This is a genomic window from Amycolatopsis magusensis (assembly GCF_017875555.1).
Classification (GTDB): Bacteria; Actinomycetota; Actinomycetes; order Mycobacteriales; family Pseudonocardiaceae; genus Amycolatopsis; species Amycolatopsis magusensis.
Map to the genome: position 1 here is coordinate 2,625,044 of NZ_JAGGMS010000001.1, position 13,470 is coordinate 2,638,513.

The window sequence follows — 13,470 nt, forward strand, 5'->3', positions numbered from 1 at the left end:
ATGCAAGTAATGCCCCACTCATAGCATTGGTCAGCCGCTGACCACCGGGGTGCCGGTGAGGTCGGCCCCGGCGGCACGCAGGTCCGCCAGTGCGCTGTCCACAGTGGCCCTCGAGACGCCCGCCGTCAGGTCGAGCAGCACCCGCACGGTGAATCCGGCCTCGGCGGCGTCCAGCGCGGTCGCCCGGACGCAGTGGTCGGTGGCGATGCCCACCACGTCGACGGTGTCCACCTCGCGCGTGCGCAGCCAGTCCGCCAGGTTCTCCCCGCTTTCGGTGCTGCCCTCGAAGCCGGAGTAGCCGTCGCTGTACTGCCCCTTCGAGAAGACCGCCGAGATCGGTGCCACGTCGAGCGCGGGATGGAAGGCGGCACCCGGCGTGCCCGCCTCGCAGTGCCGCGGCCACGACCGCACGAAGTCCGGTTCGTCGCTGAAGTGCGCGCCGGGATCGATGTGGTAGTCCCTGGTGGCCACGACCTGGTCGTAGGCGTTCTCCCGCAGGAAGCCGGAGATCCGCGCGGCCAGGTCGGCGCCGCCCGCCACCCCCAGTGCCCCGCCCTCGCAGAAGTCGTTCTGCACGTCCACGACGATCAGCGCCTTCGCCATCAGCCAGCCCCTTTCAGCGGAAAACCGTGGGCACGGCGGGCTCGCCGTGCGACAGCTTGAGGCCCTCCCACGGCAGGCTCACCAAGCCCTTGCGCAGGCGTTGCCGCGCGTCGTCCAGGGTGGGCAGGCCGTCGGCGGGCTGTCCAGCCCGCACCAGGGGGATCTGCAGTTCGCGGTCGTCGGGGCCGAGTTCCGGCGCGGGCCCGCCCGCCGGGTAGACGACCTCCTCCAGCGCGGTCCCGGTCGGCTTGTGCCGCCGGAACGCGCCCTTGCGGCCGCCGCGCGACTCCTTGTGCGTGCTGCGCTTGGCCACCGGGCGGCCGTCCACCTCGACCAGCTTGTAGACCATGCCCGCGGTCGGCGCGCCGGAGCCGGTGACCACCGAGGTGCCCACGCCGTACGCGTCCACCGGCTCGGCCCGCAGGCCCGCGATGGCGTGCTCGTCCAGGTCGCCGGAGACCACGATCCGGGTGTCCTTGGCGCCGAGGGCGTCGAGCTGTTCGCGGGCCTTGCGGGCCAGCACGCCGACGTCGCCGGAGTCGATCCGGATGGCGCCGAGCTCCGCTCCGGCCACGCGGACCGCGGTCTCGATGCCCGCGGTGATGTCGTAGGTGTCCACCAGAAGGGTGGTGTCCGCGCCGAGCTTGTCCACCTGCGCGCGGAACGCCTGTTCCTCGTCGTCGTGCAGCAGCATGAACGCGTGCGCGACGGTGCCGCGGGTGGGGATGCCGTAGCGGCGGCCCGCCTCCAGGTTCGAGGTGGTGGCGAACCCGGCCAGGTAGGCGGCCCTGGCGGCGGCGACCGCGGCGTACTCGTGCGTGCGGCGCCCGCCCATCTCGATGATCGGCCTGCCGTGCGCGGCGCTGGACATGCGCGCCGCCGCGGAGGCGATCGCGCTGTCGTGGTTCAGGATGGACAGCACCAGCGTCTCCAGCACCACGGCCTCGGCGAAGCTGCCCCGGACGGTGAGGATCGGCGAGCCGGGGAAGTACAGCTCACCCTCGGCGTAGCCCTCGATGTCCCCGGCGAACTCGTAGTCGGCCAGCCAGGACAGCGTCGCGTCGTCCACCACCGCGGTCGACTCGAGCTGGCTCAGCTCGGCGTCGGTGAAGCGGAAGCTGCCGATCGCGTCGATCACCCGTCCGGTGCCCGCGACCACGCCGTAGCGCCGCCCGGCGGGCAGCCGCCTGGCGAACACCTCGAACACGCACGGCCGGTCGGCGGTGCCGTCGGCCAGCGCGCTGCCCAGCATGGTCAGCTCGTAGTGGTCGGTGAGCAGGGCGGTGCTGCCGCCGTTGCCGGTTCGCTCAGTGGCCATGGTCCAACCCTATGGGCTGACCTGCCGGACCACGGGATGTGGGCGACGTGACACCATGGAGGCCATGAGTACGCCTGCCGCCGAACCGATGGTGGAGCCGTCCGCGGCCGACCTGGGGGCTGAGGACAAGCCGTGGCAAACCATCGTCTGGAACGACCCGGTGAACCTCATGTCGTACGTGACCTACGTGTTCCAGAAGCTCTTCGGGTACAGCCGTGACCACGCCACCAAGCTGATGCTCGACGTGCACCACAAGGGCAAGGCCATCGTCTCCTCCGGTGGCAAGGAGAAGGTCGAGGGCGACGTGGCGAAACTGCACGCGGCCGGGCTCTGGGCGACCATGGAGCACCCGTCGTGAAGCCGTGGCGCCGCAAGGGCGCGCGCCTGCAGGCCGGCTTCGAGCAGCAGGAGGCCGCGGTGCTGCGTGGCCTGGTCAGCCAGGTCGACGACATGCTGCGCGCCCGGTCGGAAGAGGCCCCGCAGGACGAGCTGGCCGAGCTGACCGGCATCCGCACCGGCCCGAGCGAGGCCCCGAACGACCCGGTGCTCTCGCGGCTGCTGCCCGACTTCCACCGCCTCGACCCGGACAACCCGGCCAAGGAGGACCTGGACTCCGCCGCCGCGCTGCGCTCGTTGCACGAGCCGGAGCTGCTGGACGCGAAGGTCGGGGTCGCCGCGGTGGTGCTCCAGACGCTGTCGCCGGACGGCGGTGAGGTGCGGCTGAGCTTCGAGCAGGCCGACGCCTGGCTGTCCGCGCTGAACGATGTGCGCCTGGCACTGGGCACCGCGCTCGACGTGACCGAGGAAATGCCCGACGAGCTGCCGCCGGAGGACCCGCGCGCGCCGCACCTCGGCGTCTACCACTGGCTGACCTGGGTGCAGGAAAGCCTGGTGCAGGCGCTGACCGAGTGAACCTCTTCACCGACGTGCCGGGCGTGCTGGTGGGCCACCACGAGCGCGTGGGCGGCGGCTGGGCCAGCGGCACCACGGTGGTGCTGGTGCCCGAGGGCGCGGTCGGCGCGGTCGACCAGCGCGGTGGCGCGCCGGGGACCCGCGAGACGAACCTGCTGGAGCCGGAGAACCTGGTGCAGCGGGTGAACGCGGTCTGCCTGTCCGGCGGGAGCGCGTACGGCCTGGCCGCGGCGGACGGCGTGATGCGCTGGCTGGGCGAGCGGTCGATGGGGTTCCCGGTGGGGCAGCAGCCGCACGAGGTGGTGCCGATCGTGCCCGCCGCGGTGCTGTTCGACCTGCCGCGCGGCGAGTGGGGCAACCGGCCGGACGCCTCTTTCGGGTACGCGGCCTGCGAGGCAGCCGCTTCGGGTGAATTCGCGCTGGGCACGGTCGGCGCGGGCGCCGGGGCGGCGGTCGGCTCGCTCAAGGGCGGCATCGGCTCGGCTTCGGAGCGGGTCGGCGAGTTCGTGGTCGGCGCGCTGGCGGCGGTGAACGCCTCCGGCGAGGCCGTGGACCTGCGGACCGGCCGGGCGTTCGCCGCGGACCACGAGGTCGACGGCGAGTTCGGCGTGCGCTGGCCGGACCGGCCCGGCGAGGTCACCCCGGCACCGACCGACCTGAACACCACGATCGGCGTGGTCGCGGTGGACGCGGCGCTGTCGAAGGCCGAAGCGCGACGGCTGGCTGTCGCCGCGCAGGACGGCCTCGCCCGCGCCGTGCGGCCCGCCCACACGATGTTCGACGGCGACACCGTCTTCGCGCTGGCGACCGGCGCGCGGCCGCTGCCCGTGGTGAGCGGCCCGTTCGCCGACGCCTCGCGCGCGGGCGCGCTCGACCAGTTGTGTTCCGCCGCCGCCCGGGTGTTCGCCAGGGCGATGGTGCGCGGCCTGCTCGCCGCCACGAGCGCCGGTGGCCTGAAGGCCTACCGCGAGGTCTGGCCGGAGGCCTTCGGCGGCTGACGTCAAGCGTCCGAGGGCTCTGTCTCACTGGGTGGACCACTGCTGTCCAGCACATAGGATGTGATCGTGCTTCGGATCCGCCGTGAACTAGTCGACGAGATCGTCGCGCACGCCCGCCGGGACCACCCGGACGAGGCGTGCGGGGTGATCGCCGGGCCGGATGACGGCTCGGACCGCCCAGAGCGGTTCATCCCCATGCTGAACGCGGCGCGCTCGCCGACGTTCTACCAGTTCGACTCCGGTGATCAGCTAAGGCTTTACCGCGAGATGGCCGCCAACGACGAGGTGCCCGTGGTGATCTACCACTCGCACACCGCCACCGAGGCCTACCCCTCGCGCACCGACGCCTCCATCGCGTCCGAACCGTTCGCGCACTACGTCCTGGTCTCCACCAGGGACCCCGAGGTGCACGAATTCCGGTCGTACCGGATCGTCGACGGTGAGATCACCGAGGAGCCGGTCGAAATCGAGGAATAACCGCCCTCGCCCGAACGTCAGCCCATTACGAGAGATCCCCAGCGGAGGTAGAGATCCATGGCCGTGAACGTGTCCATCCCGACCATCCTGCGGACGCACACCGGCGGCGAGAAGTCCGTCGAGGCGTCCGGCAAGACGGTGCTCGAGGTGATCGACGACGTGGAGAGCCGCCACGGTGGTATCAAGGCGCGCCTGGTCAAGGACGAGAAGCTGCACCGGTTCATCAACGTCTACGTCAACGATGAGGACGTCCGGTTCGCCGGTGGGCTGGAGGCCGAGGTCAAGGACGGCGACACGCTGACCATCCTGCCCGCGGTGGCCGGCGGCGCGCGCTAGGCCATGGCGCGCTACGAGTCGCTGCTCGACGCGCTCGGCGGCACCCCGCTGGTGGGGTTGCCCCGGCTCTCGCCGACCCACGACGTGCGGTTGTGGGCCAAACTCGAGGACCGCAACCCGACCGGTTCGATCAAGGACCGGCCCGCGCTGGCGATGATCGAGGCCGCCGAGCGCGAGGGCACGCTGCGGCGTGGGGCCACCATCCTCGAGCCGACCTCGGGCAACACCGGGATCGCGCTGGCGATGGCGGCCAAGCTCAAGGGCTACGGGCTGGTTTGCGTGATGCCGGAGAACACCTCGGCGGAGCGCAAGCAGTTGTTGCAGGCCTACGGCGCCCGGATCGTGTTCTCCCCGGCGGCCGGTGGGTCGAACGAGGCGGTCCGGCGGGCGAAGGAACTGGCCAAGGCCAACCCGGAATGGGTGATGCTCTACCAGTACGGCAACCCGGCCAACGCCGACGCGCACTACCGGGGGACCGGGCCGGAGCTGTTGAAGGACCTGCCCACGCTCACCCACTTCGTCGGCGGGCTCGGCACCACGGGCACCCTGGTCGGGGTGGGGCGGTACCTGCACGAGGCGAAGCCGGACGTGCAGATCATCGCCGCCGAGCCGCGGTACGGGGAGCTCGTGTACGGGCTGCGGAACATCGATGAGGGTTTCGTGCCGGAGCTGTACGACCCGAGCGTGCTGAACGGGCGATACTCGGTCGGCGCCTACGACGCGCTGCGCCGGACCCGGGAGCTGCTGGAGCACGAAGGCATCTTCGCGGGCATCTCGACGGGCGCGGTGTTGCACGCGGCACTGGCGGTCGCCGAGAAGGCAGCCGCCCGCGGCGAACCGGCGGACGTGGCCTTCGTGGTCGCGGACGCCGGGTGGAAGTACCTCTCCACCGGCGCCTACAGCGGCACCCTGGACGACGCCGCCGCCCGCCTGGACGGCGAACTCTGGGCCTAGCCCGATGTCACGAATGTGGCTTTCGAGACGAATAACGTCCCGAAAGCCACATTCGTGACACCCCACCCCCCCGCCGACAGGCGCCGTGAAAGCCACATTCACGGCACCTCCCTCAATCGCAAGGCGAGCCGGGCAGCAAACACGAGGAGCACCCACACGTCCCCTTCCCACCCCGATCCCAAGCCAAAACACGGTGGGGGTTCCTTTGTCAAGGCACGCTTCCCAGCCTTGACAAAGGAACCCCCGCCGTCGTCACAATCAATAAGCGGGGTGGCTCCCGCCCGTCTCCCCCAAGAAAGAATTCACCACAACCCAGGCGGCAAATGCCCCTCCAACGTAAGCAGCTGCCGCTTCGAAGGAACGCCTTCCCCGCCGCTGAAACCCCCCAAACCAGTGCTGGCCAGTACCCGATGACATGGCACCACGATCGGGATCGGGTTGCTGCCCATGATCGAGCCGATCCCCCGCGCGCGCACGCCCGTGCCGCTGCGTTCCGCGAGTTCGCCGTAGGTCACCGTCTTGCCGTACGGCACGGTCTCATAGAGCGCTCCGAGCACCCGCTGCTGCGTCACCGAGTACAGCCGCCAGTCGACGGCGAAGTCGAACCGCTCCCGCGCGCCGTCGAAGTACTCGCGCAGCTCCGCCAGCACCGGGGCCACGCGCGCCGAATCCGAAACCGCCGGCAGCCCGAGCCGTGAGGCGATCCGCTCCCGCAGCTCCGGCGTGTCATCGAACTCCGTGGCCGCCAAACCGGCTGGCGTGACCGCCACCAGCACCTTTCCCACCTCGGTCGCCAGGCTGCCGAACGCCACCGTCTCCATACCGCCCATTATCCGGCGGCCACCGACAAAATTCGCGAACCCACCCGTTTCTGTCGGTCCCGCCGGGTAGCTTCACCACCGTGGAGCCAGTACCAGCACCCGAACCCGCCAGACCGCCCAAGCCGCCGGTGCCGCCCGGCAAGCGGATCGTGCCGCCGAAACCGCTGGCCTCGCTCGTCGTGGTCACCGGGTTCGTCGCCCTGCTCTGGGTGATCGAGGCCGTCGACACCGTGCTCGCGCACCCCTTCGACGACGACGGCGTCTGGCCGCGCACCATCGAGCAGTGGGACGGCCTGATCTGGGCGCCGATGCTGCACTACGGCTGGGACCACCTCGCCGCGAACTCCGTGCCGCTGCTCGTGCTCGGCATGCTCGCCACCTCCGGCGGCCTGCGGCAGTTCTTCGGCGTGACCACGATCATCTGGCTCTGCGCCGGCTTCGGCACCTTCCTGATCGGCAGCGAAGGCGTGCACGCGGGCGCCTCCGGACTGGTCTTCGGCCTGCTCAGCTTCCTCCTCGTGCGCGGCCTGTTCGCGCGGAGCATCCTGCAGATCCTGATCGCCGTCGGCGTCTTCCTGCTCTACGGCTACGCGTTGTGGGGCGTGCTCCCGACCGAACCCGGCGTCTCTTGGGAAGGCCACCTGTGCGGCGCCATCGGCGGCATCCTCGCGGCTTGGATGGTCGGCAAATCGGTCCGCCCACCCAAGCCGCAACCAGCGATAAACCCCTAGATCCCACAGCAGACGTGCTCGGACCACTCCGGCTGGTGCCACCAGTGCGTCCGCTGCGCCGAACTGCTCGCCGGCAGCACCGGGTTCGTCACCGTCCTGCTGCCCGGCGCGCGGAACGGCGCCAGCAGGTCGTCCACCACCGACAACCGGCCACCCACGAGCACCTGCCGCACGGCCGCTGCGGCGCGGATGTCGGCCAGCGGGTTGCCGTCGACCAGCGAGATGTCCGCGTACGCACCCGGCCGCAGCTCACCCAGCCGTCCGCTCAGGCCCAGCCGTCGCGCCGGGTTGCGCGTCGCGGTCACCAGCGCTTCGTACGGGGTGAAGCCGAATTCGACCATCGCCCGCAGGTTCTGGTGCAGCGAGATCGCGATGTTGTCGAGCGGGGTGTCCGTGCCGCTGATGACGAACCCGCCACCCCGGTGCACGCGCAGCACCATGTCCACGTTCGCGGCGAGCACCTCGCGCACGTAGGCGTTCTCCGGCCTGCCCGCCGCGTTCGCGTCGGCCACCAGCCGGTCGTACTCCCATTGCGGGAACAGGACCTTCGTGCGCTCATCCTCCACAAGCGACTTGTCGCCGGCGTAGAGCGCCTTGGAGTTGAACAAGGTCGGCGTCAGCGACATGCCGGACCGCACGAACAGCTCGATCGCGTCCTGGTACGCCCGTCCGGTCCGGCTCACCGTGTGCGAGTACCCGAGCCGGTTCGTCGCGCCGGTGTGCTCCATCCCGTCCATGCCGATGTTCGCCGCCGGGAACAGGTAGTGCGAAGACAGCGGGATCCCCGCCCGGTGTGCGGCTTCCACGGTTTCGCGTTGCAACCGGACCGGCAGCCGTACATAGGTCTTGATCAGGTCGTAGCCGAGCGAGACCGCCCGGTCCAGTTCCAACCGAAGCTGCTCCGGCGACAGCGTCGGGCGCATGAAGTTGTAGTAGACGCGCGAACCGTCGATCGCTTCCCCGGTACCGAAGAACCGCGGCCCGAGGCGGGCGCCGGATTCGAGGGCTTCCCGCGTCTCGAGCATCTGGTACACCGGGTCGCCGGGGGAGCGCGTGGTGGTGACGCCGTAGGACAACCACAGCCTGCCCTGCCGGTCACCCCAGTGCCTGCCGCGCAGGTGCCAGTGGTTGTGCGCGTCGATCAGGCCGGGCATCGCCACCAACCCGGACGCGTCCACGTCGGCGGTGCCGGTGTGCGGCCGGATGTCCGCGATCCGCCCGTCCTCCACCACGATGTCGACGTTCTCACGCAGCTTCTCGGCGGTCCCGTCCCACAGCCCACCGGCGTGGATGACCGTGCGCGACGCCGGTTTCGGCCTGCGCCAGCTGAAATCGAGGCGGATCGTGCGCGGTTTCCCGCCGTCCACGGCGATCCGGCGCAGCTCGCCCTTGCAGAGGTAGACGAGCGTGCCGTTGTCCAGCCAGGCCAGCGAGTCGGTGACCTCGCGCGTCACCTGCACCGGTTCGCCGAGGAACGTGCCCTTGCCGTCGACCGGGACCACCCACGCGGTGCTTTCCACGGTGAACGCCAGGCGCTTGCCGTCCGGCGAGAACAGCGGGCCGTCGTCACCGCGGGTCGCGAGCGACCGGAACGGCATCGGCTCGGTGTAGGTCAGCTCGCCGCCCGCCACCGGCACGGTCAGGATCTGGCTGGTGCCCTCGCGGAACCGCTTGGAGAACGGCTTCACCGCGGCGAGCGCGATCGTGCTGCCGTCGGCCGACCAGCTCGGCCTGCCCGGCATGAACAACGCCGGGGTCAGCTGCCGGACCTCCTTGGTGGCCACGTCCAGTGTCCACAGCGCGCCGTCCTGGTCGGTGTAGGCGATCCGGCCGCCGTCCGGCGACCAGCGCGGCGCGACCTGCGCGCCGGGCAGCGCGGTGAGCACGGTGTCCTGGCCCGACGCCAGGTCACGCAGCCACAGGTCGGCCGTGCCGAGCCGGTCGCTGGCGTAGACGAGGGTCCGGCCGTCCGGGGAAAAGTCGGGGTCGGAGCTGAAGTACTGGTCCTCGGTGAGCCGCTGCGGCCTGCCGCCACCGGTCGGCGCCAGGTACAGCGCGTTCAGCGCGCGGAAGGCGAGTTGCTTGCCGTCCGGGGAGACCACCGGGCTCGCGATGCCGCGCACCGACTGCGGCGCCAGTGAATCGAGGTCGCGCACCCGGTGCCGGTAGTCCCGACGCGTGATCGGCACCACCGCCTCGAACGGGATGTCCACAGTGGACCCGGCACCGTCGCGACGGCGGATGCGGCCGTCGGCGGTGTACAGCACGCCGTCGGTGGTCCAGGTCGCGGCGAAGCCGAAAACATCCTCGCCCTGGGTCACCCGCTGGTCGCCGAGCATCAGGTCGGCGGTCGCGCCACGCAGGAGCAGGTAGCCGGGGGTCCGGTCGTCGGGGCCGAAGGCGGGCCCGTAGATCTTGCCGCCCGCGGGCGCGGTCAGTGCCCTGGTGCGCTCGCCGGTGGCCACGGTGACCACGTCGATGGCGGTCTCGTCGACGGTGAAAAGCACGCGCTGCCCGTCCCGCGACCAGCGCGGCGCGCTTTCCTCGGCCGGGGTGTCGGTCAGCGCCTCGACCGCGCCGGACGCCGGGTCGAGCAGCCAGATGCCGTAGCTGCCGCCGCGGTCGCTGCTGAACACGATCCGCTTGCCGTCCGGCGAGAAAACCGGCTCGCGGTGGTCGTGGGGGCCGCTGGTGAGCTGACGGGGTGTGCCGCCCGCGACCTCCAGCGAATACAGGTGGTAGTTGCCGTCGCGGTAGGACTGGAACACCAGCGACCGGCCGTCCGGTGACCACGACGGCAGCGTCGCTTCCTGCAGGTCGTCGGTCAGCCGCCGGGCCTTGCCACCGGTCGCCGGCAGCAGCCAGATGCCGGTGACCAGGTCCATCGCGAGCGTGCTGCCGTCCGGGGACGGCGTGACGGAGAAATTGGTGCCTTCTCGCAGCCGCACCCCAGCACGGCCGTCGACTTCGGCGGTGCCGCCGGGTTCCCCGGCCAGCGCCACGGCGAGCGGATCGGTCACGCCCAGACCGGCGGCGAGCAGGCCGCTGCGAAGGAACATCTCACGGCGGGACAGGCTTTCGGGTGACATTCCCACCACCTCCCGCGCAAACTATGCCGGTACGCGCAGGCCCCGTCCAGATCGACTTCCCCGAGTCCGACATCAGGGATTTCACCCGAGGCGTGGCCGGGCGCGGGCGCCTAGCCTGGAATTCGTGAGCACACTCCCAGCGCAGCCCACCGGCGGCGGCACGCCGGCCACCGACCCGGCGAAACGCGTCCTGCCCGCCAAGCCGAAGGCCGCGGCGCTGCTCGCGCTGGGATTCGTCGTCCTGCTCTACCTGGTCGAACTGGTGGACGTGATCCTGCCGGCCAACCTGGACAACGGCGGCATCCAGGCCCGCACGCTCGGCGGCCTCGACGGCGTCATCTGGGCGCCCGCGCTGCACGACGGCTGGGGTCACCTGTTCGCCAACACCATCCCGGTGCTGGTCTTCGCCTTCCTCGCGATGGCGGGCGGGATCGGCCGGTTCGTGGTGGTCACCGGCATCATCTGGGTGGTCGGCGGGCTCGGCGTGTGGCTGGTCGGCCCGGGTGACGCGGTCACCGTCGGTGCCTCCGGGCTCGCCTTCGGCTGGCTGGCCTTCCTGCTGGTGCGCGGGCTGTTCAACCGCAGCTGGCCGCAACTGGGTGTAGCGCTGGCGCTGCTCGCGATCTGGGGCGGGATGATCTGGGGCGTGCTGCCCACCGATCCCAACATCTCCTGGCAGGGCCACCTGTTCGGGGCGCTCTCGGGCGTGCTCGCGGCGTGGCTGGTCAGCCGCAAACGAGCGGTCAAGCCCGCTCCGGCGACCCCCGGTAATCTCGACGTGTGACCGACTCCCGTGCTCCCATCGGCGTCTTCGATTCCGGCGTCGGCGGGCTCACGGTCGCCAGGGCGATCGTCGACCAGCTGCCCGGCGAGCAGCTCCGGTACGTCGGCGACACCGCGCACAACCCCTACGGCCCGCTGCCGATCGCGCGGGCCCGTGAGCTGGCGCTGGCCGCGCTGGACGACCTGGTCGCCAGCGGGGTCAAGGCGCTGGTGATCGCCTGCAACACCGCCTCGGCCGCCTGCCTGCGTGACGCCCGCGAACGGTACGACGTGCCGGTCGTCGAGGTCGTGCTCCCGGCGGTGCGGCGCGCGGTCGCCGCCACGCACTCCGGCCGGATCGGCGTGATCGGCACCGAAGGCACCATCCGCTCCCGCGCCTACGAGGACGCGTTCGCCGCGGCCAAGGACGTGCGGGTGAGCAGCGTCGCGTGCCCGCGGTTCGTCGACTTCGTGGAACGGGGCGTGACCTCCGGGCGCCAGGTGCTCGGCCTGGCCCAGGGCTACCTCGAGCCGCTGCTGCGGGCGGAGGTGGACACCCTGGTGCTCGGCTGCACCCACTACCCGTTGCTCACCGGTGTGCTGCAGATCGTGATGGGCCAGGAGGTCACGCTGGTGTCCAGCGCCGAGGAGACGGCCAAGGACGTGGTGCGCGTGCTCACCGAGCTGGACCTGCTGGCCGAGCCGGGCGAACCGCCGCGGCACGAGTTCACCGCCACGGGCTCCGCCGAACCCTTCACCCGGCTGGCGCAGCGATTCATGGGATTCACCCCAGGTGTGTTCTCGGCCATGAGCGGTTAGCGGGTCCACATGGCAGAGTGCCGGGGGTGCGATTGACGATCCTCGGTTGCTCGGGCAGCGTGCCCTGTCCGGACAAGCCGGCCTCCGGCTACCTGCTCGAAGCCTCGGGTTTCCGGCTGCTGATGGATCTCGGGAACGGGACGCTGGCCGAGTTGCAGCGCCACGCGGATCCGCTCGAGGTGGACGCGATGCTGCTGTCGCACCTGCACGCGGACCACTGCGCGGACGTCACCGCGCTGACCGTGCTGCGGCGGTTCCACCCCTCGGTGCTGGGCGGCCGGGCCCTGCCACGCCTGCCGCTGCACGGCCCGTCGGAGTCGGCGACGCGCCTAGCCAGGGCGTATGCGCCGGACGCGGTGGAGCTCGCCGACACCGACCTCGCCGACGTCTTCGACTTCCGCCCGCTCAGCGGGGAGGCGTTCCAGCTCGGGCCTTTCGAGGTGCTGCCGGTGCCGGTCGTGCACCCGTGCGAGGCGTACGGCTTCCGGATCACCGCTGAGGGACGGACTCTCGCCTTCACCGGCGACACCGCCGTCACCGACGAGCTGGACCGCCTGGCCGACGGCGTGGACGTCCTCCTGGCCGAAGCCTCCTGGACGCACGACCTCACCCGGCCGGCCGGCATGCACCTCTCCGGCGTCGAGGCCGGGGCACTGGCCGCGCGGACAGGCGCCGGAAAGCTGCTGCTCACCCACGTCCTGCCCTGGACCGACGGTGACGCCGTCCTGGCAGAAGCCCACACCACCTTCAACGGCGACACCCGCCTGGTCGAAGTCGGCGACGAGTACGAGATCTAAGCGACGTCGGCGAGGTAGTCGTCCAGTAGTTCGTGGAAGTAGGCGTTGGCCAGCCACAGCATGCTGAACGTGCTGCCCGGCAGGTCGAATTCGGCGAGGTCCAGTGCCAGTTCGGCGCCCTTGCGGGACGGGGTGTCGTTGGTGACGTCGGTGAACCAGTCGAGGAAGGTGATCTGCTGGGGCGAGCCGGGGACGCCGCCGGGGGAGAGCAGGTCCAGCAGCGGTGGGCGGTTGCGCAGCACCCAGCGGTAGAACTCGGAGTAGGCGAAGAACCGCTCCTCCACCGCACTCGGGGCCACGCCGTGGACGTCTTCGGCCAGCCGCACGCCGTGTTCGGTGGAGGCCTGTTCGGCCAGGCTCCAGGCGCGGTCGTGCGCGGCCCGGCCGGTCAGCTTCCCGTTGCGCAGCTTGGTCAGGTAGTCGGCCCACAGCGCCGAACCCGGGTTGCCGTAGGTGTCGGTGCTCCGGCCGAGCGCGATGGCCAGCCCGCGCTCGATGCCCTCCACGATGCCCGCGTCCACATAGGACGCCCAGCTGCCCGGCGCGCCCATTTCGTGGTCACGAAAGAAGTCGATGATGCCTTCGATGTTGCGCCAGCGCGGCGCGTACCCCGGCAGCAGTTCCGCGGCGGGCCCGGCGGACATCTCGCGCACGAACGCGAGCCGCTCGGGCATGCTCATCAGGTTGATGTCCTCGGCGGTGCATTCCAGCGTGGCGGTGCAGTCCTCGGCGTGCGCCACGGCCGGTGCCGCACCGCCGATCAGGAGGGCGCTCAACAGGGTGAGCAGGACGGCGCGGATCCGGTTCATCGGACCTCCCCAGTGAGTACGGCGCACGCAGACGGTAATCGCGT

At 71.0% G+C, this 13,470-nt stretch carries 15 protein-coding genes; 10 read left to right on the top strand and 5 right to left on the bottom strand.

Going from position 1 to position 13,470, the window contains the following annotated elements; all coding sequences use genetic code 11:
- Positions 1–30: 30 nt before the first annotated feature.
- Positions 31–603: an isochorismatase family protein gene (locus tag JOM49_RS12205; RefSeq protein WP_209664409.1), complete on the bottom strand. Its 573-nt coding sequence runs from the start codon at positions 601–603 to the stop codon at positions 31–33.
- Between the two features lie 13 nt (positions 604–616).
- Positions 617–1,921 carry a nicotinate phosphoribosyltransferase gene (locus JOM49_RS12210; RefSeq protein ID WP_209664410.1) on the bottom strand — a complete coding sequence of 435 codons (1,305 nt, stop codon included), beginning with the start codon at positions 1,919–1,921 and terminating at the stop codon, positions 617–619.
- Between the two features lie 64 nt (positions 1,922–1,985).
- Between JOM49_RS12210 and clpS the strand changes: the two genes are divergently transcribed.
- From clpS to JOM49_RS12240, 6 genes are all read left to right on the top strand, one after another.
- Positions 1,986–2,279 (top strand): ATP-dependent Clp protease adapter ClpS, encoded by a 294-nt coding sequence (gene clpS / locus JOM49_RS12215; protein ID WP_209664411.1) that lies wholly within the window; start codon positions 1,986–1,988, stop codon positions 2,277–2,279.
- Positions 2,276–2,833, top strand: coding sequence for a DUF2017 domain-containing protein (locus JOM49_RS12220; RefSeq protein ID WP_209664412.1), 558 nt, complete (start codon positions 2,276–2,278; stop codon positions 2,831–2,833). The genes clpS and JOM49_RS12220 overlap by 4 nt, the downstream gene beginning before the upstream one ends.
- Positions 2,830–3,831, top strand: a complete 1,002-nt coding sequence (locus JOM49_RS12225) for a P1 family peptidase (RefSeq protein ID WP_308158726.1) — start codon at positions 2,830–2,832, stop codon at positions 3,829–3,831. The genes JOM49_RS12220 and JOM49_RS12225 overlap by 4 nt, the downstream gene beginning before the upstream one ends.
- A 66-nt stretch (positions 3,832–3,897) precedes the next feature.
- Positions 3,898–4,308 carry a M67 family metallopeptidase gene (locus JOM49_RS12230; protein WP_209664413.1) on the top strand — a complete coding sequence of 137 codons (411 nt, stop codon included), beginning with the start codon at positions 3,898–3,900 and terminating at the stop codon, positions 4,306–4,308.
- A 57-nt stretch (positions 4,309–4,365) separates the two neighbouring features.
- On the top strand, positions 4,366–4,644 hold the full coding sequence (locus JOM49_RS12235) for a MoaD/ThiS family protein (RefSeq protein WP_153035571.1): 279 nt from the start codon (positions 4,366–4,368) through the stop codon (positions 4,642–4,644).
- 3 nt (positions 4,645–4,647) lie between these two features.
- The gene (locus tag JOM49_RS12240) at positions 4,648–5,598 is read left to right on the top strand and encodes a PLP-dependent cysteine synthase family protein (protein ID WP_209664414.1); all 951 of its coding nucleotides are present in this window, start codon (positions 4,648–4,650) and stop codon (positions 5,596–5,598) included.
- Between the two features lie 302 nt (positions 5,599–5,900).
- Here the strand turns inward: JOM49_RS12240 and JOM49_RS12245 are convergent, their stop codons facing one another.
- Positions 5,901–6,419: a methylated-DNA--[protein]-cysteine S-methyltransferase gene (locus JOM49_RS12245; RefSeq protein ID WP_209664415.1), complete on the bottom strand. Its 519-nt coding sequence runs from the start codon at positions 6,417–6,419 to the stop codon at positions 5,901–5,903.
- Positions 6,420–6,499: 80 nt separating this feature from the next.
- On the opposite strand from JOM49_RS12245, the gene JOM49_RS12250 reads away from it, so the two are divergent.
- Positions 6,500–7,150, top strand: coding sequence for a rhomboid family intramembrane serine protease (locus tag JOM49_RS12250; protein WP_209664416.1), 651 nt, complete (start codon positions 6,500–6,502; stop codon positions 7,148–7,150).
- On the opposite strand, the gene JOM49_RS12255 is transcribed toward JOM49_RS12250, so the two are convergent.
- Positions 7,147–10,239, bottom strand: coding sequence for an amidohydrolase family protein (locus JOM49_RS12255; RefSeq protein WP_209664417.1), 3,093 nt, complete (start codon positions 10,237–10,239; stop codon positions 7,147–7,149). The genes JOM49_RS12250 and JOM49_RS12255 overlap by 4 nt on opposite strands.
- A 124-nt stretch (positions 10,240–10,363) precedes the next feature.
- Between JOM49_RS12255 and JOM49_RS12260 the strand changes: the two genes are divergently transcribed.
- Genes JOM49_RS12260 through JOM49_RS12270 form a run of 3 tightly spaced genes read left to right on the top strand, consistent with a single transcriptional unit; the run spans position 10,364 to position 12,617 of the window.
- Positions 10,364–11,023, top strand: coding sequence for a rhomboid family protein (locus JOM49_RS12260; RefSeq protein ID WP_209664418.1), 660 nt, complete (start codon positions 10,364–10,366; stop codon positions 11,021–11,023).
- Positions 11,020–11,820 (top strand): glutamate racemase, encoded by an 801-nt coding sequence (murI, locus tag JOM49_RS12265; RefSeq protein ID WP_209664419.1) that lies wholly within the window; start codon positions 11,020–11,022, stop codon positions 11,818–11,820. Before JOM49_RS12260 ends, murI begins: the two co-directional genes overlap by 4 nt.
- A 26-nt stretch (positions 11,821–11,846) precedes the next feature.
- Positions 11,847–12,617 carry an MBL fold metallo-hydrolase gene (locus JOM49_RS12270; RefSeq protein ID WP_209664420.1) on the top strand — a complete coding sequence of 257 codons (771 nt, stop codon included), beginning with the start codon at positions 11,847–11,849 and terminating at the stop codon, positions 12,615–12,617.
- Here the strand turns inward: JOM49_RS12270 and JOM49_RS12275 are convergent.
- Positions 12,614–13,426 (bottom strand): hypothetical protein, encoded by an 813-nt coding sequence (locus JOM49_RS12275; protein ID WP_245369305.1) that lies wholly within the window; start codon positions 13,424–13,426, stop codon positions 12,614–12,616. The genes JOM49_RS12270 and JOM49_RS12275 overlap by 4 nt on opposite strands.
- Between the last annotated feature and the right edge of the window lie 44 nt (positions 13,427–13,470).

Bases quoted from the DNA above. Each gene is read 5' to 3' on its own strand.
- JOM49_RS12255 (WP_209664417.1), bottom strand. From the start codon at position 10,239: ATGTCACCCGAAAGCCTGTCCCGCCGTGAGATGTTCCTTCGCAGCGGC.
- JOM49_RS12245 (WP_209664415.1), bottom strand. From the start codon at position 6,419: ATGGAGACGGTGGCGTTCGGCAGCCTGGCGACCGAGGTGGGAAAGGTG.
- clpS (WP_209664411.1), top strand. From the start codon at position 1,986: ATGAGTACGCCTGCCGCCGAACCGATGGTGGAGCCGTCCGCGGCCGAC.
- JOM49_RS12240 (WP_209664414.1), top strand. From the start codon at position 4,648: ATGGCGCGCTACGAGTCGCTGCTCGACGCGCTCGGCGGCACCCCGCTG.
- JOM49_RS12275 (WP_245369305.1), bottom strand. From the start codon at position 13,426: ATGAACCGGATCCGCGCCGTCCTGCTCACCCTGTTGAGCGCCCTCCTG.
- JOM49_RS12210 (WP_209664410.1), bottom strand. From the start codon at position 1,921: ATGGCCACTGAGCGAACCGGCAACGGCGGCAGCACCGCCCTGCTCACC.
- JOM49_RS12205 (WP_209664409.1), bottom strand. From the start codon at position 603: ATGGCGAAGGCGCTGATCGTCGTGGACGTGCAGAACGACTTCTGCGAG.
- JOM49_RS12235 (WP_153035571.1), top strand. From the start codon at position 4,366: ATGGCCGTGAACGTGTCCATCCCGACCATCCTGCGGACGCACACCGGC.